Genomic DNA, 20,095 nt, shown 5'->3' with positions numbered 1-20,095 from the left:
TCATGATGCAACTTTGACTTTGGTCGGTCGGATGCAGAATGCTAGCTCATCTTGCTCCCTTCCAGTATTTTAATCTCTGTTGCACTTCATATGAGAATCTAAGGATTTAAAAACATGACTATCTTGTGACATAAACATGTCATTTATATGACAGTAGAAAAATAGCCTAGATCAATAGCGATAAGAAATTAGTGCTTTGGTTTCTCTGTTGATAAATCAGAGTTTTTCAAAATATAGTCAATTTCATCTTGGCTGGCTTGATGTAACTTGGCACGAAATACCGTCACTGCCTGTTCAATGAGGGTCTCAGCTTCTAACTCTAAACGTAAACGCACGCTTTCCAGTTCCGAGAGTACTTCATGGTCATGAATCGACAGCATACCTTTGGAGAAATTCAGTGCTGAGCCTTCAGGATTCTTATGATAACGCGCTGTGTAAACTTGGGTTTCATGATCTAAAGTTTGACGAATAAAGGCCAGAGTTTGGGTTTGTTCGGCAAATTGTCGGGCTTCATCTGATTGCAAGGCTTGAGCATAGGCCGCCTGTTCAGCACGTTTATTTTCCAGCGATTTTTCTAGCGCAAGCTGTTTGCGAATACGTGCTTCTTCAATCAATTGCGCCTTACGTTCTACGTAGGCCCGTTCAATTTTCTCAAAAGAATGTTGCTGTGCCTCTTTATCCTTTTCCAGCCACTTTTGAATATTGGTTTCCGGTTTCAGCACATTGCAGACACGGTGTAGGTCATCAATAAATGCCTGACGAACAGCCTCAGGCACATCTAACCAGCGCTGTTTAAAATCTTGACCGACATTTAATGCCACCCCGTATCTCCTTAATGCAATTGACCGGCTAAAGTTTGAAAGTTCGCGGTTCAATACCTAAACGTCGATATTGTTTAAATTTTTCGCGACCCAGTTGTTTTGCCGATTCGTTATTTTCGATGATTTCTATAATGTGACTAAATTTATCAATCTGTTCAAGGGCTTGATTGTTAAAATTAAACACAATCCAGTCAGATTGCTCCGGTAGCCTGGCTGAAATACAAATTGTAGCCTGTTCCTGATCAATCCCATGCTGAATAAAACTACTGGGATCAAAACTCCACAATCGTTCATCTAACTGCTGTTGCAAGTCTGGGTCTGAACAATATAACCAGATATGTTCAGGCTGTTTCAGAATCTTGCGGCATAAACGGCAAGTGCTTTCCACTTGCCGTTCAGGACTTTTTTCAAATAAGTAAAAGCTAACTTTAGCCATTCGACTGCGCACGATTGGCCAGTAATTGAACCAGTAACGGAACAGGACGACCGGTCGCACCTTTCGCTGTACCCGAGTTCCATGCAGTGCCGGCGATGTCTAAATGTGCCCAGCGGTATTCACGGGTGAAACGTTGCAAGAAACATGCTGCAGTCACCGAGCCGGCTTTAGGGCCACCAATATTGGCAATGTCGGCAAATGGAGAATCAAGCTGTTCCTGATAATCCTCAAGCACTGGCATGCGCCATACACGGTCAAATGAAGTTTGACCCGCAGCATTGATTTCTGCAGCCAGTTCATCATCCGGTGTGAACATACCCGTTAGAACCGAACCTAAAGCCACTACGCATGCACCGGTTAAGGTTGCAATATCAATCACCAGGGCAGGGTTGAAACGTTTGATATAAGTCAGGGTATCGCATAATACCAAGCGGCCTTCCGCATCGGTATTTAAAATCTCTACCGTTTGACCACTCATGGTGGTGACGATATCACCCGGACGGGTGGCATGACCTGAAGGCATATTTTCAGCCGCAGCAATGGCACCGACGACATGAATGGACAGTTTCGATTCACACAGCGCGCGCATTGTACCGAGTACAGACGCTGCACCACACATATCAAATTTCATTTCATCCATACCTGCGCCAGGTTTGAGTGAAATACCGCCGGTATCAAAAGTCACGCCTTTACCCACAAGTACCACAGGCGCCTGTTCGGTATTGGCCTGGTATTCCAGGGTAATGATGCGTCCCGGACGATCCGAGCCTTTGCTGACTGCCAGGAAAGCGCCCATACCAAGATCAGCCATTTGCTGTTCATCAAGTACAGTCACTTTTAACAGGTCCGGATATTCCGCCGCCAAGGCTTGCGCCTGTTCCGCCAGATATTCAGGGAAACAGATGTTACCCGGACGGTTACCTAAATCACGGGCCAAGCTTTGACCCGATTGCACGGCGTGAATCAGGCTGAGCTGCTGTGGATTTAAACTGCTATCGCTGGCAATCAGATGTATTTGTTCAAGGATGAATTCATTTTTCTTCGATTTATATTCATCAAAAGCATAACCGGCTTGGGTTAAAGCCAAGGCAAATAAATAATGCTGCTCAGGTGGCAATGCAGAAATATCAATGCTGATCTGTTTGAATTTTTTTTGTGACGCTTTGATAATGGTTTGTGCGATTTTTGCTAATTTAGCCGGCTGAATTTCAGCTGCTTTATCGATCCCAATCAGCGCACTATTGCTACATGCTGCCACTTTTCCGATAAGAGGCAAAGATTCGCTTAGACCCGCTTTGAATTGTGCGGCTTCTACTAAACTATTTAAATCATTGATTTCATAAGCAGTCGCTGCCTTTTGAAGCTGCTCAGAATCGACTAATATCAACAAATAGGGGCTAGCTGCATTCTCTTGGAATGACGTATTAATTGTCAGTTTCATGTTCTGTATTCATGCCTTTGAAAGTTTGCAAACCATTAAACCATTGAAACATTTCTATGAATAGAGTTTCAATGCGCAACAACAGTATAGGTTTTATATTTTCACCATTCGGGTAAACTAGCGCTAGTTTTTATTAGCCTCTTTTTTGGAAGATTTAATTTGATTATTCGGCGTTATCTGGTCAAGCAAGTGGTGTCTACATCCTTGGTTGTGATTGCCTTGCTTACCTTGATCATGATGGGTGGTCGACTGATCAAGTACTTTGGCGTGGCGGCACAAGGCCGTTTAGATGTCAGTATTTTGTTCAGTATTATTGGTTACCGACTGCCAGAATTTTTAACCCTGATTCTTCCACTCGGCTTTTTTATCGGTTTGATGCTGGTGTTTGGCCGTCTCTATGTCGACCACGAAATGGCAGTCATGAACGGCAGTGGTGTCAGTCGGCATCAGCTGGGCCGCTTACTGATTCCGCTGACCATAGTTTTTCTGGCGGTGCAAACCGTGCTGATGGTGTGGATGTCGCCGTGGGGGATTCGTCAGTTTGAACAGCTGACCACCAATCAGGCAGTCAGAACCGGTTTCGATTTGGTCCGTCCCAAAGAATTTATTTCCTCCGGTCCCTATACCATTTATGCCGGAGATCTGTCAGAAGACCGCCGTAACCTGAAAGATGTATTTTTTTATCAGCGTGCGGAAAAACCGGGTAAACCGGATGTCATGATTCTGGCCAAGGAAGCAACGCGTGTAGAAGTTGCCAATGAAACCGCCAGTATTGTCGATTTAACTGAAGGGCGCCGTTACGAAATTTTCCCAGGCAATCCAAAATATACCCAAGCAGAGTTTCAATCCTATCGTTTACGTCTAGAAAGTGATGCCGAAGCCAAATTTGAAAGTGCCGAAGTCGAAGCATTGCCGATTGGCAAGCTATGGAGCAATCGTGATGATCCAGTGGTTGCGAGTGAACTGGGCTGGCGGATTTTCGTGCCATTTTCAGTGGTGGCGGCTTTAATCTTGGCGATTGCACTTTCAGAAGTGAGCCCTCGTCAAGGACGCTATTTAAAACTATTCCCGGCTTTGCTGATTTTCGCCAGTTTGATTGTGGCCATGATGGCCGTAAAAACCCGTGTCAGTAAAGCTGAGTTAGGAATTTGGGCATATCCTTTGGTATTGCTCGTGTATGGCATTGCTGGAGCCTTGTTCTCCCGAAAACAAAAGCTTGCGCCTAAAATCAAGAAACGAATTCAGCAGGTGAGGTCTTAAAATGTTAGCACGTCGAATCATTGCCAAACATGTGACCAAAACCACGGCATTGGCCATGCTGGGTGCAACGGTTATCTTGTCGGTTCTGCAAGTTTTATTTACCTATCTGGGTGAACTGGGTTCCTTGAATGAAACCTATACTGCATGGCGGGCACTGCAATATGTGTTATGGAGTGCACCCAATTATCTCTATGAAATTTTACCGATTGCTGCCTTGATTGGCGCGGTTCTCGGTTTAGGCACCTTGGCATCCAATAGTGAACTGGTGGTGATGCGTTCAATCGGTATTAGCTTATGGCGGATTGTCGGTTGGGTCGTTCGCTCGGCACTGATTTTGGTGGTGTTATCCTTTGTGCTTAGCGAATGGGTGATTCCATATACCAATGAGAAGGCCAAAAGCGTAAAAGATCACCGCAGTGTCAGCTCCTTGGGTGAAGTCAATGGTTACTGGACCCGTGAAGGGCAGCGCTTTATTTATATTGATTATGCCAATGCGCAAGGGCAACTCAAACATGTACAAGTGATCGACTTCGATGACAGTTACCACTTGAAAGGTGTTTTAAATGCCGAGCAAGGTCAGTTCGTTAAAGATGGGGACTGGAACCTGCAAAGTGCTGCGCAAATGGATATTTTGCCGCAAGGCAATTCAACCTTGGTAAAAACCGATCAACTGCCTTTGGCTTTGGCCTTGCAACCAAAATATGTGCATATGGTCACGATTGACCCTGAAGATTTATCGCCAAGTCAACTGGTGAGCTTTATGAGTTATATGCATGAATACAGCCAAGTACCAAAAACCTATAAGCTGGCCTTTTGGCAAAAAGTCGGTTCGCCATTTGCACTCATTGCCTTGGTACTGATTGCATGTTCGTTTATTTTTGGTCCCTTGCGTCAACAGTCGATGGGTTTCCGTTTGGTCATCGCTTTATTTATTGGCTTGGGATTTTTCTATCTGCAAGATTTCTTGGGCTATGCAAGCTTGGTGTATTCACCTTCACCGGCATGGTTCATATTTGTACCGATTATTTTCATGATTATGGTAGGCGGTTATCTGCTGCGCCGCGCACGTTAACAGACCCTACAGTAATAAAAACAATGTGCATGATCAGCTTTAGTCATGATCTGCACATAGAGTCTTGACCGAAAATTCGGTAAGATATGACGATGAAATTGTAAACAAAAGAGTGTTCATTATGACGGATGCAACTGCAGGCAAAATCCCTCACGTATTGGTAATTATGGATGGTGTGGGTCATCGCGAAGCGGTCGAAGACAATGCTTTCCTGGCAGCAAAACGACCAAATTTAACTGCTATGCAACAAAAGCATCCACATGGTTTGATTTCAGGTTCGGGCGAAGATGTAGGTCTGCCTGATGGTCAAATGGGCAACTCTGAAGTGGGTCACATGAACCTGGGTGCGGGCCGCGTGCTGTATCAGGATTTCACCCGGATTACCAAAGACATTCGTACTGGTGCTTTTTTTGAGCATGAAGTTTTGATTGATGCGGTAGAGAAAGCCAAAGCTGCAAATGGTGCAGTACATATCATGGGCTTGTTGTCACAAGGGGGCGTGCATGCGCATGAAGACCATATTGTTGCCATGTGTGAATTGGCATTAAAACGTGGGGCGAAAGTTTATCTGCATGCGTTCCTTGATGGCCGTGATACGCCACCAAAAAGTGCTCAGCTATCACTGGAAAAATTAGATGCAGTCTTTGCCCAATACCCGGGTCAAGGCCGCATAGCGACCATGATCGGCCGCTATTTTGCCATGGATCGTGACAACCGCTGGGATCGTGTTGAACAAGCCTATCGTCTATTGACTGAAGGTGAAGCTGCACGTAGCGCAGCAATAGCCGTTGAAGGTCTGGAACAGGCTTATGCGGCAAATGAGTCGGATGAATTTGTGAAAGCGACCCGTATTGGTGAGCTGGCTAAAATTCAGGATGGCGACAGTGTTGTATTCATGAACTTCCGTGCTGACCGTGCGCGTGAAATCACCAAAGCCTTTGTTGAAAAAGAATTTGCCGGTTTTGAACGTAAAGTGGTTCCGAACCTATCTAAATTTGTGATGTTGACGCGTTACCAGGCGACTATCGATGCACCTGTTGCCTATATGCCTGAAGCGTTGAAAAACTCGATTGGTGAATATTTATCAAACTTGGGCAAAACCCAACTGCGTATTGCTGAAACAGAAAAATATGCCCATGTGACTTTCTTCTTCAGTGGTGGGCGCGAAGATGAATATCCGGGTGAAAAACGTATTCTGATTCCTTCTCCAAGCGTGGCAACTTATGATCTTAAGCCTGAAATGAGTGCTTATGAAGTTACCGATGAATTGGTTGCTGCAATCAACTCGGGTGAATATGACCTGTTGGTGGTGAACTTTGCCAATGGTGATATGGTCGGACATACCGGTGTCTTTGATGCTGCAGTCAAAGCTGTTGAAGCAGTCGATACTTGCCTGGGCCGTGTATATGAAGCAGTGATGGCGCAAAAAGGCCATATGCTGATTACAGCAGACCATGGTAATGTCGAGCAGATGCAGGACTACAAGAGTGGTCAGGTACATACTCAGCACACCACGGAACTGGTTCCTTTTATTTATGTAGGACCAACTTCTGCAACGATTGCTGAAGGTGGTGTACTGGCAGACGTGGCGCCAACATTGCTCAGCTTAATGCAAATTCCTGTACCTGAAGAAATGAAAGGTCGTAATTTGATTACTTTAAAATCATAAAATTAACACGATAAACAGGTGAAAGGATGGCTTTACAACGCTGGAAGATGGTTGTCGCTTTAACAACATTATTCATCGGTGTGAGCCATTCTGCACTTGCTGCTGTGAAAGATCAGCCTGTTTTAGATTTTGATGACGAAGTCGAACAGAATTATGCCGAAGTTCCGGTGGAATCGATTCAGCAATTTGTCCAGATTTATAGCATTGTCAAAGAAAATTATGTTGATGCCAAAAATGATGATGCCTTATTTCAGCAGGCGATTAAAGGTTTAGTCAGTGGCCTAGACCGTTATTCTCGCTACTTAAGTCCCGAAGATTACAAACAGCTGATGCAATATACCGAAGGGGATATTGCTTCTGTCGATTTTGAACTGGTTTATGACCAGCAGTTACATCAGTGGGTCATTCATGGTTTAAAGGACAATGCCGATTCGGCCAAGCAAGGTTTACGCAATGGCGTGACGGTATTTAAGATTGATGATCAAGAACTGAAAAAACTTAATCCTGATCAGGTCAATAGTTTGCTGAATGGCTCAATTGGTTCGACCTTAACTTTGCAACTGGCACAAAATAGCAGCCCGATTATTTTGGTTCGCAATAAAAAAATAGAAACCGATATTCAGGCAACCCTCTTACATAATCAAGTTTTAGTCATCAAAGTCAAAGTTTTTCAGCAAAATACTGCCAATGAAATTAAGCGTTTAATTGAAGAGCAGCCATCTGCACGTCTTAAAGCGGTGTTACTTGATTTAAGAAATAATCCCGGCGGATTATTGTCTGCTGCGGTTGAAACGGCCGATTTATTTTTAAATCAGGGCGTAATTGTCTCTACCAAAAGTCGTTCTGAAGGCGATCAACAATTTCAGGCTTTACCGAGTTTTGAATTTCAAAATTTAAAGCTGGGCATTTTAATCAATAACCGTTCTGCTTCAGCTGCCGAAGTCTTTACTGCGGCAATGAAAGACCATGGCCGCGCTTGGGTCATCGGTGAGAAGAGCTATGGAAAAGGGGTGGTACAAAAACTGTTCCCACTTTCCAACGGTGCCGCTTTACAGATGACGGTATCGCATTATTACACCCCAAAAGGGCAGATGATTGAAGGGGTCGGGATTCAGCCGAATCAGCAATACCTGCTGCAACATGAGATGAAAGAAGAAAACTATCTTGAGCATGTTGCAGAGGTCATTCTAAACCGTAAATAACCGTTTATTCATCTTATTCATCATCCGTATCCAAGCCAAATTTCTTTAAGCGGTAACGTAAAGAGCGAAAAGACATGCCCAGTTTTTTCGCGGCCAGCGTTCTGTTCCAATGGGTCAAGTTTAGCGCATTGAGCAAAATATCTTTTTCAATATTTTCCAGATAAAGCTCTAAACCTTCATCGGGTAACTTTTTGGCAGAAACCAGAATGTCACTACGAAAAGCAGGGGTCGCTTCTTGCGGATGCTCTAAAGCTGTCGCTGTTGGATAACGCAGCGGTGCGCTTTGTAAATGCGGTAAGTCAATTTTATCTTCATCACTGAGGGTGATGGCACGTTCGATAATATTGCGCAGCTCACGCACATTTCCCGGATAATATTGGCTCAGCAGAAAGTTTCGTGCGCGTTCAGTCAGTTGTTTTTGAGGAATACCCCATTCCTGACTAATTTTTTGAATAAAGTGATGCGCCAGTAAAATAATATCATCGCCACGTTCACGCAGGGGCGGAAGCACCAGATCCATCACATGAATACGGAAGAATAAATCTTGTCGAAATCTGCCTTGTTGTACCAATGCTTCCAGGTCTTGATGACTGGCGCTGATCACACGGAAATCGACATCAATTTCAGCATCTGAACCGACCGGGCGAATTCGTTTTTCCTGTACCGCACGCAGCAGTTTGACCTGCATGGTTAACGGCAGTTCAGCTATTTCATCCAGAAACAGACTGCCACCGTGTGCAGATTGAATCAGGCCTTGTTTGTCTTGCGTTGCACCGCTAAAACTGCCTTTCTTATGCCCAAACAGTTCACTTTCCATCAGTTCCGTTGGAATGGCGCCACAGTTAATCGCAATAAAAGGGCCTTCGTTACGGTTACTTAAACGGTGCACCAGATTGGCAATGACTTCTTTTCCTGTGCCGGATTCACCGGTAATAAATACAGGTGCCTGAGATCGGGCAATTTTATTTAAGGTAATGCGTAATTGCTGAATCGGCAGGGATTGTCCAATCAATAATTTTTGTTCCAGACTATCTTCTTTACCTTGAAAATTTTCGACTGGTTTGTTTAAAGCTTTTTGTAAGAGTTGTTCCAGATGTTTCTGATTAATTGGCTTGCTGACAAAATCAAAAGCACCGGCTTTTAATGCTGCAATCGCAATTTCCATATTGCCATATGCAGTCAGCACAGCCACAGGCAGGGCAGGAAGATGCTGGCCGATCCATTCTACCAATTGCAGCCCATTACCATCCGGTAAATTCAAATCTGTTAAACAGGCATCATATTGATGATCGGATAAGCATTTTTTTGCCTGTTCAAGACGATAGGCGATATGCGTTTTGATGCCCATGCGTGATAAAGACATTTGCATCAGCGTACACAAATCTTCTTCATCATCCACCAATAAAACAAGTGGTTGTCGTTCCACAATTATACCCCAGTAATATTAATTTTAAGCAACACGTTGGCATTCTATTCGAAAGCATGCCCCTTGTTCTTGTTCTACATAGTCCAGTTTTGCTTGGTTGGCTTCACAGAAACTATGGGATAAGTACAATCCTAAACCAGTTCCCGTGATTTCGGTACTAAAAAAAGGTTGAAATAAAGAGCTTATATTTTTAGATGCCACGCCTGTGCCAAAATCGCGGACTTCAATTCGGACATTCGATTCATGTGAGTAAATGTTTAACTCAATATGTAAATGCTCAGGTGAATTATGACGAATTGCGTTACGAATCAGGTTAATCAGAACTTGGCGAAATTGTGCTTCATCAAAAGTAATTGAAATTTTATTGGTTATGGTGCATCGAATCTGGTTGATGATATCAGCTAAATCTTCTTGAATCATTTGGGGGATAAATTGATTCAGCTGGATCTGCGCAGGATGTGTTTCTCTATTTCGCACCATATTCAAGGTATCCTGGATGATACGATCAATGCGTTGGGCTTGCTTTGCAATCATCTGGCTTAACAGGTTTTGTTGATTTGGATCACTATCGAGCAGCAGTTCGTTGGCCTGAACAATAGCCGCCAAGGGATTGCGAATTTCATGTGCGATACTGGCAGACAGCTGTCCTAAAGCCGCCAGCTTTAACTGCTGTACCCGTTGATTGAGTCTGGCTGCATCTTGCAGCACCAGCAGGGTCAGGGTTTGATGCGGAACCATTAATTTCTGCACTTCGATATGCATATGATAACGGCTCAGCTGTGACTCGAATTGGAACCGTTCACCATCTTGCAGCTGTTCAAATTTAATCAGTTCAAATAAATCGGCCTGGATTTTGTATAAAGGATATTTGTCATAGGCATAGAGTGGGGGAATCCCGAGCAGCAGACACGCTGCAGGATTACTCAGTACGATATGACAGTTTTCATCCAGCACCAGATAGCCGAGTTCAATCTGTTCCAGAATATAACGGTTCAGATTTTGCAGCCGGTTGAGTTCCAAAGATTGAGAAAAATTTAAATTTTCCAGCAATTGGAAACGCCGTACCGCAACTTGCGCACTGCCATAAACCACAAAAAACAGAAATGCCAATAAGGCACTATTACCGATATTGTTCAGCGAAGAAAAATCAAAAATGCTGCCCAAAAAGATTTGATAAATAATACTAATGACAGCAATGAGAGTAATGACTAAGGCTTTTTTTGCATCTAATAATAAAGACGCGGCAAAAATGGTAATCACGAATAGCAGACTTAAATGCAGATTCGGGCCATCCAGTGCAAACGTCAGTAAGCTTAAAGCAATGACATCGGCAGCAAATAACAGGGTCAGCTGTTGTGGAATTCGAGTTCGTATTTTTTTCAGACTCAGCAGTTGAAAGCAAGCGATCACGACGAAGCTGCTGAGTACGTACAGATAGAGCTGTGGATAGCGATAATCTGTATTTAAGTGTGAATAAGTGAGTGAAAAAATCAGCAGAAGACATGTCGCGATAATCAGTCTGTAGGCACCATACCAGATGCCTAGATGATACTGATTAAACTCAAGATTCCGGGTTTTTTGCGTCATGCATGTCTTCTAGAAGGCCCAAGGGGAAGTTCCCAAGGAAAGTCATTAAGGTTTAATCAGCCCATAACGAATGGCCAAATGGGTCAGTTTCACATCACTATCTAAATTTAACTTTTCAAAAATCCGATAACGATAGGTATTGACGGTTTTAACACTAACAAAAAGTTTATCGGCAATTTCTTGCGCGCTAATACAATTTACCACCATCATCGCGACCTGCATTTCACGTTCTGAAAGCGCATCAAATGGCGATTGCTGGGTATCGGAAAGATATGAACTGGCCAGTTGCTCGGCAATGTCTGCACTGAAATATTTGCCGCCTTGCATGACTTTATTGATGGCACGCACCATTTCAGTCACAGGTGCGCCTTTGGTGATATAACCTTTAGCACCTGCCTTAAGCAACAATGACGGATAAGGTTCTTCAGCCAGGCCACTCACCGCGACAACTTTGGTTTCAGGTGCGCTTTGTAACAGGCGACGTGTGGTTTCTACCCCACCAATGCCCGGCATATTCACATCAAGTAAAACCACATTCGGATGATGGTGACGGACTAAGGTAATCGCTTCTTCCCCAGATTCAGCCTGACCAATCACTTGAACATCCGCATGGTCTTCGAGCATTCGGCAAATCCCGGTACGTACTAATTCATGATCATCTACTACTAAAACTGTGATCACCTATTTCTCCCCTCATATAAAAAAAGCAATTTTTTTGTTACATAAAGCAAAATAAGCTTGCAATGAAATGACAAAATTAGCAATCCTATTATTCATCTTTAAATGAAATGTTAAGCATAAAGGTTTATGCATAAAAAATGTTCACCTTTGTGTTTAAATGTAAGGCATATTTGAGGTAATACACAAATGTATCTTGCCTCCATGAGTTGAGTAAACCACCGTGAAAAATTCGAACAAGTCTTTAATGCATGTGCTAGGTATGTCGATCTTACTTAGTATGAGTTCCAGCAGTTTTGCAGAACTCATCATGGATGCTTCTGGAGGCAAAGGTCAAGCAGCTTTAAACTGGTCTTCTGAAGAGGCCAAACAGTTACTCAATGGCGATGTTTCCGCATTGAACGAAGAACCTACACCACAAGGTTCAACTAAAATTACCACTTCGGTGCGTAGTTCTAATGGTGTGGTGACTCATTCCGCACCTAAAACTGTACAGATTTTAGATAATTCCAGTTATAGCAACCAGCCTTCGGTCAATGCCCGTGCTGCATTGGTGATGGATGGTCAAACTGGCGAAGTACTTTATAGTAAAAATAGCAATACAGCTTTTCCAATTGCATCGATTACCAAGTTGATGACAGCTGTGGTAATTGCGGATTCCCGTTTAAATATGTCAGAAAAAATTACTTTACAGCAGGCTGACTTTTCATGTTCGGGCTGTAAAAGTTCAAGTTCGACTTTGCGAGCGGGTGATAGCATGAATCGTGCTGAAGCATTACTGTTTGCTTTAATGAAGTCTGAAAATCCTGCTGCAGCAGCATTAGCACGTACTTATCCGGGTGGTCGCGCGACTTTTATTACAAAAATGAATGCTAAAGCCAAAGAGCTTGGAATGAATTCAACTCACTATCTTGAATCAACAGGTTTACATCCGGGTAATGTATCTTCTGCACGTGATTTGGGTATTTTAGTCAATACAGCATCGCAATACGGTCTGATCCGCCAGTTCTCAACCACACCAAGCTACGATTTTAATTTGGGCTATCGTGTATTGAAATCAAACAATACCAATGCTCTAGTGCGTAATGGGGGTTGGAATATCAATATTTCAAAAACCGGTTATATCAATGAAGCAGGGCGCTGTGTGGTCATGCATACCACTTTAAATAACCGTCCAGCAGTGGTGGTGCTTCTTGGAGCAGATTCATCTGCTGCACGCACCAATGATGCAACCCGTTTAATGAATTGGGCGAGCCAGCTTCCAAAACGTATCTAATTGCGTTGATCCGATATCGCTATATTTGTAGCGTAAAAAAGCCCCGCAATTGCAGGGCTTTTTTATTTCTAATGATGCTAAAAAGAATTACATATTAGAAAGGATAGATTCTTTGACCTGATTCATGGTTGCATCAATAGACAACATCACTGCATCAGAACATTGCTTGATGGCAGTATCTGGGTCTTTCAAGCCGTTACCTGTTACGGTACAAACGATCACTGAACCCTCTTTAATTTTGCCAGCTTTAATGTCACGAATCGCACCGCCCACAGACGCTGCAGAAGCAGGTTCTACGAACACGCCTTCGTACATAGAAAGTAGACGCTGTGCTTCAAGAATCTCAGCATCAGTCAATTCATCAAACCAGCCATTCGAGTCACGAACAACGGCTTTGGCATGGTTCCAGCTTTGCGGGTTACCAATACGAATCGCAGTCGCAACAGTTTCAGGGTTTGCAACAGGGCCACCACGTAGGAATGGAGCAGCGCCAGATGCTTGATAACCTGCCATAACTGGAAGGCCAGCAGGTTTAGGACCAGTGAAAGCATCTGTTTCAGCATCGTAAATCACTTGCTCAAATTCTTCTTTCGGCTGATTCGCAACGGCTTCGGTATAACCCATCCAGTGTGCAGTGATGTTACCCGCGTTACCGACTGGCAAGCAGTGGTAATCAGGTGCACGACCTAAAGCTTCAACAATTTCGTAAGCAATGGTTTTTTGACCTTGCAAACGGTAAGGGTTGATTGAGTTAACAATTGTTACAGGGGCTTGATCAGCGACTTCTTTAACCAGACGCATGCCGTCATCGAAGTTACCGCGAATCTGCATGGTGATTGCACCGTACATCATCGCCTGTGCCATTTTACCCATGGCAATTTTGCCTTCAGGAATGAGCACGAATGCTTTGATGCCGGCACGTGCAGCATAAGCAGCAGCGGCAGCTGAGGTATTACCGGTAGAGGCACAAATAATGGCTTTAGAGCCTTCTTCAACCGCTTTGGTTACAGCCATGGTCATACCACGGTCTTTAAATGAACCAGTCGGGTTTAAGCCTTCGTACTTCACATAGATTTCAACGTCTTTACCAATAATGCGTGGAATATTCTCAAGCTTGATCAGTGGTGTATTACCTTCACCTAAAGAGATAGCACGAGTGGTTGCAGATACTGGTAAACGGTCGCGATAACGGTCAACTAAACCAGTATAACGATTGGCATTAGACATGATGATGTTCCAATTGTGTGTAGAGCTTGGCAAGGGGTAATACTCCCCTCAACCCGATTAATTATCAAGCGATTCTAAACGAATTCGTACAATTTCGCCATGAATGAAAGGCAAGGCTTGAATTCGTTGCAACGCTTCATCCATTTTTGATTCAACGATAGGATCAGTTAAAATCACGATCGGAATAAGGTCTTTTAAGCGCGGTTGCTGCATGATGGCATCAATACTGATTCCGGCACGACTTAAAATCGTGGTGACATCTGCAAGGACGCCCATTTGATCTTCGGCATTGATACGGATGTAATAACCCGTGGTCATTTGTTCGCGCGTTAAAATTGGCAAATCCGTCAAGGCTTCAAAAGCCAACTGCGGAATGGTTCCGGCGCCATCTTCGGTATAAATGATATCACGGACAATGTCGACGACATCGGCCACCACAGCAGAAGCTGTTGGACCTGCACCCGCGCCTGCACCGTAATACAGTGTTGGACCGACTGCATTGGCTTGTACCAAGATCGCATTTTTCACGCCGTTGACATTGGCAATGAGCTGGTCATCCGGAATGAGGGTTGGATGCACGCGTAATTCAATACCTGCATCGGTACGACGTGCAATACCCAAGTGTTTAATACGGAAACCTAAGTCTTCTGCATATTTGACATCTTGGGCGGTAACTTTGCCAATCCCTTCAGTAAATACTTTATCAAACTGTAGCGGAATACCAAATGCACATGAAGCCAGAATCGTCAGTTTATGTGCTGCATCAATGCCTTCTACGTCAAAGGTAGGATCAGCTTCGGCATAACCGAGTTCTTGCGCTTCTTTCAAAACGTCAGGAAAGGCACGACCTTTTTCACGCATTTCACTTAAGATAAAATTGCCTGTGCCGTTGATGATGCCTGCCAACCAGTCAATTTTATTGGCAGCCAAGCCTTCACGAATCACTTTGATAATTGGAATGCCGCCAGCAACTGCTGCTTCATAGGCAATCTGCACGGCATTGTCTTCGGCCGCTTTAAATAACTCATTGCCATGTTCAGCCAATAAGGCTTTATTGGCAGTGACAATATGTTTGCCATGTTTCATGGCTTCCATAATCACTTCATAGGCAGGGTGAATTCCGCCCATCACTTCAACCACAACGTCAACATCTGGCTGACGTACAATTTCTAGAAGATCAGCACTTTGTTTGATTGATTCTGGAAGATCCAAATCAGGACGCGGACGACGTGTACCGACATGGGTAATTTCAATTTCTCGACCGGTGCGACGTCTAATCTCAGCAGCGTTTTCTTTTAAAAGTTTAAGGGCACCACCACCTACAGTACCAAGACCGAGGATTGCCAGACGAACTGGTTTCACGTCACACTCCAATATCTAATCAATTTTAAGCGAACCTAGATCATAGCTAAAAAAAGCATGAGACTCTAGGAAAGAAATCACTTTCTCTGCAACTATAAAAAACAGTAATTTAACGAATAAAAATTAGTTATTTAAACGTTCTGCTAATTCTTCAGGAGACAGGTATCCACCCAAGTAAACACCATCTTCATTGTAAATTGCAGGGGTACCGTTCACGCCCATATTTAGACCCAGTTGATACTGATCTTTAACGGGATTCTTGCAGGTCGCTGGAGCAAGTGGGGCACCGGCAATGGCCTGGTTAAAGGCAGCCTGACGATCTTCACTACACCAGACACTTTCCATGGCTGGCATGAACTGTTCGCCACGTGGCCATGCGATATAACGCACTTCAATGCCTTTGGCATTAATCTCGCTCATATGTTCATGCAGTTTATGGCAATACGGGCAGCTGGCATCGGTAAACACATACACAATATGTTTGGTCTTGCCTTGCGCTTTATAAACCAGAAGATCTTCGGTTTTTAAGCCCGCCAGTAATTTTTTATTGGTTGCGGATTGCAGATTTTCACTGACATTGTGAATTTTGCTGTCGCCTAAACGCAGGACATCGCCCTGAATAATGTATTTACCATCTGCGGTTGCATAAACAGACGACATGCCTTCAAGGTTGACCCAATACAGATTCGGTACTTCAGTGGCTTTAATATCCAGTACTTTGGCGTTGATATTTGCTTTTTTAAAGTGCTGTTGCAGGGTGTTAATCAGACGCTGCTGTGCATTGCGTTCGGACAGATTAGAGGCCTGTCCGGTTGCCGGTGCGCTTGCGGTTAAAGTGCCTTGCTTTTTTTCATCGTTATTTGAGTTGGAACAGGCAGTAATGACCAGGCTGCTTGCCAAAGTGCATGCAATAAAAATTTTTGAGCGGGTAAATAACATAAATAACCCTTTCTTTTAGCTATAGATAAAAATTGATGGCCTAGCATAACAAAAAAAAAGCCAGGCTCGTTAACACTTCTTGGTCTTAGATGATGAATGAAGATCGGACTAAGCGCGAGGGTGATGCGTGGCATGCAGTTGCTGCATACGAACTTGGGCCACGTGGGTGTAAATTTGGGTGGTGGATAAATCACTGTGACCCAATAACATCTGAACGACGCGCAAGTCTGCGCCATGATTGAGCAAATGGGTGGCAAAGGCATGGCGTAGAGTATGCGGTGATAATTCAGCCTGTACGCCTGCTTGTAGTGCATAGCGTTTAATCGCATACCAAAAATTTTGCCGGCTCATAATGCCGCCGTGCTGGGTTAAAAACACATAGTCGGTGGCAGATTTATATAAGCTGGAACGTGCCTCATTCAGGTATTTTTCAATCCATTCACAAGCCACTTGTCCTAAAGGGACTAGGCGTTCTTTATTGCCTTTGCCGACAATACGTAAATAACCCTGTTTCAAATTAATCAATTCAAGCCGTAAATTGAGCAATTCAGTCACCCGTAGCCCACAGGCATAAAGCACTTCGAGCATGGCGCGATCACGCAAACCCAGAGCCGTTTCAATATCGGGGGCATGAATTAAGGCTTCAACTTCTTGTTCGGAAATATCTTTGGGCAGCGAACGGCCAATTTTAGGGGTTTTATGGGTCGCAACCGGGTTATCCGAGCGAAGTTTTTGTTCACGTAAAAACTTATAAAAAGAACGCAGGGCAGAAAGTGATCGGGCAATCGAGCGCGGACTTTTGCCCTGTTTGGTTAATGCCAGTAGAACATCAGCCACATCGTCGCTGGACCAGTTCGGCATTAAATTGGAATTGCATTGACTACATTGAACCAAATCAGACAGATAGGCGTTACGTGTATGCGGACTTACGGTTTGTGCAATTAAATAGTCTCGGAAACCCTGTAAAAAACTTAAATGTTCAGGAATGCTCACCGGAGCAGGAATACGAGGTTTTTTATTAAGCATGTCACTTCTACATTGAATGAAAAATCCAAGTTTTTCTTGGCTTGGATCAATTTAGAACAATTCTTTGCCAATGTCGATGTGAGAGCAGATGAGAATTGGAATCAAACCTTACTTGGTAATTATTCTCATTTGTTTGTATACTGTTCAAAATATTTTAGGATTAGATGCGGTGCGTTTATCTGATTTAAAAGTGAAACAAACGGCCATCATCAGCAAAGTCAACAGAACTTTAGATGGCAATAATTCTTTAAACGATTTGGTCGCAAGCCGTTTAGAGACTCTAGGTTTTGTTCCGGGCACAAAAGTACAGGTCATTACCAAAGGTATTTTTGGTGGCGACCCGATTTTGATTCAAGTTGGATTTACCCGATTCGCACTGCGTAAAGTTGAAGCTGAAAAAATTGAAATTAATCTTGAGGGAGCACCTGCATGAGTGATGCGCTGCGTATTGCCCTGGTAGGTAACCCAAACTGCGGTAAAACATCATTATTTAACCATCTGACCGGCACCCGTCAGAAAGTCGCAAACTATGCCGGTGTCACAGTTGAACGTAAGGTAGGGCAGTTCACCTTGCCATCTGGTAAACCGGTTCGTGTTCTGGATTTACCCGGAACTTATAGTTTAGATGCGACCAGTCCGGATGAAGCGATTACCCGTGATGTGGTGCAAGGAAAAATTGCCGAAGAAGATCAGCAAGATGCGTTCTTGTGTGTGGTCGATGCCACCAATCTAAAACTGCATTTAGGTCTGGTTTTGGAAATGATCGAGCTGGGCCGCCCGGTTCTGCTTGTACTGAACATGATGGATGAAGCACGCCGCCGTGGCATGCAAATCAATACGCAAAAGCTGGCGGAACGTTTGGGTATTCCTGTGGTGGAGACCGTTGCGGTGCGTAATTCAGGCATTGAAAACCTGATGAATGCGCTCGATCAAGGCAAATATTCAACTCCACATACCGAACTGAGCGGCTTAACTGGCGATAATCATCATAAAATCACCACGATTTTGCATGATGTAGTGCATTCAGTCGATCAGGAAGATAAACGCTCAGACTTGCTCGATAAAATATTTTTACATCCGGTTTTGGGTCTGGTTAGCCTCGCCTTAATGATGTTTGTAGTGTTTCAGGCGGTATTTGCCTGGGCTGCACCTTTTATGGATGGCATTGAAACCTTCTTCGGCTGGCTCGGTGAATATGTTGGACAGCACATAGCACATCCATTACTGAACAGCTTGGTGGTGGATGGGGTGATTGCCGGAGCCGGTGGGGTGGTGGTGTTCTTGCCACAGATTCTGATTCTATTTTTCTTTATTTTAGTATTAGAAGAGTCGGGTTATTTACCGCGTGCTGCATTCTTGCTGGATAAGTTGATGTTTAAAGCCGGCTTAAGTGGCCGTGCGTTTATCCCGTTACTGTCTAGCTTTGCATGCGCGGTACCCGGGATTATGGCAACCCGCAGTATTAGCGACCCGCGAGATCGTTTAACCACGATTTTTGTTGCGCCACTGATGACCTGTTCCGCCCGTTTGCCTGTATATGCCTTACTGATTGCCGCCTTTATTCCGGAATATATGGTTTGGGGTGTGTTTAACCTGCAAGGCTTGGTGCTGTTTGCTTTATATATGGCCGGGATTGTCAGTGCGCTGATGGTATCTTTCATCCTGAAATTCTTTCAAAAAGATAAATCCCAACATATGTTGCTGATGGAATTGCCAAGTTACCGCTTTCCTGACGTGAAAAGTATTTGGATTGGTTTGCTGGACCGCGCCAAAATTTTCTTGAAACGTGTCGGTGGCATCATCTTCGCGTTGTCTATTTTGCTTTGGTTCTTATGTACCTTCCCGCAGCCGCCAGTAGGTGCAACTTTACCTGATATCGATTATTCACTTGCGGGCATGCTTGGTCACGTGATGCAACCGATTTTTGCACCGCTTGGCTTTAACTGGCAGATCTGTATTGCCTTGATTCCTGCAATGGCGGCACGTGAAGTGGTGGTGGCTGCACTGGGTACGGTTTACGCCTTGTCTGCAACCAATGATGATGCAATCTCGCAAGGTTTGGCCTCCATTATCAGCAGTGATGGTCGCCTTGGCTGGTCACTCGCGACCGGTTTATCCCTGTTGGTCTGGTTTGTTTACGCGCCACATTGCCTTGCAACCTTGGCAACGGTGAAACGTGAAACCGGTTCTTGGAAAACTGTGAGCTTTATGACGGCTTATTTATTTGGTTTGGCTTATTTGATGTCGTTCCTGACCTATCAAATTGCATCGCACTATTTGGGTTAATGGGACTGGGTTCATTGGACTCAAAATAATATGCATGGGAGATTGAGATGATTGAAGTGGTAATTGTTGCGGCATTGGTAATTTGGAGTGCAGTGGTTGTCTTCAAGAAAGTGTTTCCTCAGACGGCAAACTCGGTCTTCATGCAGTTGTCCAATGCCTGTGCCAAACAGGGTTGGCTCAGTTTAGCCAAATGGTTAAAACCGGCAACGGTTTCTGGATGTGGTGGAAGTTGTGGCTGTTCGGCAACTGAGGACAGCACCCAGAAAAAACCGGAAGTCCAAACGGTAAAATGGAAGTAATTTTCTAAATTTTGCCTAATTTTAAAAAACCGTCTTTTTTATGACGGTTTTTTACGCGCGGACACAAAAAAAGACGCATAAAGTTAAA

The 20,095-nt window shown here is 44.0% G+C and carries 18 protein-coding genes; 8 read left to right on the top strand and 10 right to left on the bottom strand.

What is annotated here, in order from left to right; all coding sequences use genetic code 11:
* Window positions 1-188: 188 nt before the first annotated feature.
* The 3 genes from blhA to ACU0NF_RS03310 are packed head-to-tail and all read right to left on the bottom strand — an operon-like array spanning window position 189 to window position 2,698.
* Window positions 189-821: a cell division protein BlhA gene (gene blhA / locus ACU0NF_RS03320; protein ID WP_445660123.1), complete on the bottom strand. Its 633-nt coding sequence runs from the start codon at window positions 819-821 to the stop codon at window positions 189-191.
* Window positions 822-849: 28 nt separating this feature from the next.
* Window positions 850-1,257 carry a DNA polymerase III subunit chi gene (locus tag ACU0NF_RS03315; RefSeq protein ID WP_445660122.1) on the bottom strand — a complete coding sequence of 136 codons (408 nt, stop codon included), beginning with the start codon at window positions 1,255-1,257 and terminating at the stop codon, window positions 850-852.
* Window positions 1,250-2,698 carry a leucyl aminopeptidase gene (locus ACU0NF_RS03310; protein WP_445660121.1) on the bottom strand — a complete coding sequence of 483 codons (1,449 nt, stop codon included), beginning with the start codon at window positions 2,696-2,698 and terminating at the stop codon, window positions 1,250-1,252. Before ACU0NF_RS03310 ends, ACU0NF_RS03315 begins: the two co-directional genes overlap by 8 nt.
* A 159-nt stretch (window positions 2,699-2,857) precedes the next feature.
* Here ACU0NF_RS03310 and lptF point away from each other — a divergent pair, with 159 nt between their 5' ends.
* From lptF to ACU0NF_RS03290, 4 genes are all read left to right on the top strand, one after another.
* Complete coding sequence (gene lptF, locus ACU0NF_RS03305) at window positions 2,858-3,958, top strand: LPS export ABC transporter permease LptF (protein ID WP_445660120.1); 1,101 nt, start codon at window positions 2,858-2,860, stop codon at window positions 3,956-3,958.
* A 1-nt stretch (window position 3,959) separates the two neighbouring features.
* Entirely contained in the window at window positions 3,960-5,030 is a 1,071-nt protein-coding gene (gene lptG, locus ACU0NF_RS03300) for an LPS export ABC transporter permease LptG (protein ID WP_445660119.1), read from the top strand.
* A gap of 121 nt (window positions 5,031-5,151) precedes the next feature.
* A complete protein-coding gene (gene gpmI, locus ACU0NF_RS03295) occupies window positions 5,152-6,699 on the top strand; it encodes a 2,3-bisphosphoglycerate-independent phosphoglycerate mutase (RefSeq protein WP_445660118.1) in 1,548 nt (515 codons plus the stop codon).
* A 26-nt stretch (window positions 6,700-6,725) separates the two neighbouring features.
* Window positions 6,726-7,901 (top strand): S41 family peptidase, encoded by a 1,176-nt coding sequence (locus ACU0NF_RS03290; protein ID WP_445660117.1) that lies wholly within the window; start codon window positions 6,726-6,728, stop codon window positions 7,899-7,901.
* 13 nt (window positions 7,902-7,914) lie between these two features.
* Here ACU0NF_RS03290 and ACU0NF_RS03285 read toward each other — a convergent pair whose 3' ends face one another.
* Genes ACU0NF_RS03285 through gacA form a run of 3 tightly spaced genes read right to left on the bottom strand, consistent with a single transcriptional unit; the run spans window position 7,915 to window position 11,595 of the window.
* On the bottom strand, window positions 7,915-9,330 hold the full coding sequence (locus tag ACU0NF_RS03285) for a sigma-54-dependent transcriptional regulator (RefSeq protein ID WP_445660130.1): 1,416 nt from the start codon (window positions 9,328-9,330) through the stop codon (window positions 7,915-7,917).
* A 21-nt stretch (window positions 9,331-9,351) separates the two neighbouring features.
* Window positions 9,352-10,914 (bottom strand): sensor histidine kinase, encoded by a 1,563-nt coding sequence (locus tag ACU0NF_RS03280; RefSeq protein ID WP_445660116.1) that lies wholly within the window; start codon window positions 10,912-10,914, stop codon window positions 9,352-9,354.
* A 45-nt stretch (window positions 10,915-10,959) separates the two neighbouring features.
* On the bottom strand, window positions 10,960-11,595 hold the full coding sequence (gacA, locus tag ACU0NF_RS03275) for a response regulator transcription factor GacA (protein WP_131267965.1): 636 nt from the start codon (window positions 11,593-11,595) through the stop codon (window positions 10,960-10,962).
* A gap of 220 nt (window positions 11,596-11,815) precedes the next feature.
* Between gacA and ACU0NF_RS03270 the strand changes: the two genes are divergently transcribed.
* Window positions 11,816-12,868, top strand: a complete 1,053-nt coding sequence (locus ACU0NF_RS03270) for a D-alanyl-D-alanine carboxypeptidase family protein (protein ID WP_445660115.1) — start codon at window positions 11,816-11,818, stop codon at window positions 12,866-12,868.
* Window positions 12,869-12,955: 87 nt separating this feature from the next.
* On the opposite strand, the gene thrC is transcribed toward ACU0NF_RS03270, so the two are convergent.
* From thrC to xerD, 4 genes are all read right to left on the bottom strand, one after another.
* Complete coding sequence (gene thrC, locus ACU0NF_RS03265; protein WP_131383812.1) at window positions 12,956-14,095, bottom strand: threonine synthase; 1,140 nt, start codon at window positions 14,093-14,095, stop codon at window positions 12,956-12,958.
* 57 nt (window positions 14,096-14,152) lie between these two features.
* Window positions 14,153-15,457: a homoserine dehydrogenase gene (locus ACU0NF_RS03260; RefSeq protein WP_445660114.1), complete on the bottom strand. Its 1,305-nt coding sequence runs from the start codon at window positions 15,455-15,457 to the stop codon at window positions 14,153-14,155.
* Window positions 15,458-15,580: 123 nt separating this feature from the next.
* Entirely contained in the window at window positions 15,581-16,396 is an 816-nt protein-coding gene (locus ACU0NF_RS03255; protein WP_445660113.1) for a DsbC family protein, read from the bottom strand.
* Between the two features lie 108 nt (window positions 16,397-16,504).
* Window positions 16,505-17,422, bottom strand: coding sequence for a site-specific tyrosine recombinase XerD (gene xerD, locus ACU0NF_RS03250; RefSeq protein WP_171535746.1), 918 nt, complete (start codon window positions 17,420-17,422; stop codon window positions 16,505-16,507).
* A 169-nt stretch (window positions 17,423-17,591) separates the two neighbouring features.
* Between xerD and ACU0NF_RS03245 the strand changes: the two genes are divergently transcribed.
* The 3 genes from ACU0NF_RS03245 to ACU0NF_RS03235 are packed head-to-tail and all read left to right on the top strand — an operon-like array spanning window position 17,592 to window position 20,007.
* Window positions 17,592-17,855 (top strand): FeoA family protein, encoded by a 264-nt coding sequence (locus tag ACU0NF_RS03245; RefSeq protein ID WP_205677715.1) that lies wholly within the window; start codon window positions 17,592-17,594, stop codon window positions 17,853-17,855.
* Window positions 17,852-19,708, top strand: coding sequence for a ferrous iron transporter B (feoB, locus tag ACU0NF_RS03240; RefSeq protein ID WP_445660112.1), 1,857 nt, complete (start codon window positions 17,852-17,854; stop codon window positions 19,706-19,708). Before ACU0NF_RS03245 ends, feoB begins: the two co-directional genes overlap by 4 nt.
* Window positions 19,709-19,755: 47 nt before the next feature.
* Window positions 19,756-20,007, top strand: a complete 252-nt coding sequence (locus ACU0NF_RS03235) for a DUF6587 family protein (protein WP_445660111.1) — start codon at window positions 19,756-19,758, stop codon at window positions 20,005-20,007.
* The last annotated feature ends 88 nt before the right edge of the window (window positions 20,008-20,095 follow it).

The sequence above is a fragment of the Acinetobacter sp. F16 genome, assembly GCF_052712855.1.
Note: the sequence above shows the minus strand (reverse complement) of the source record. Positions and strands in the feature narration are given on the sequence as shown.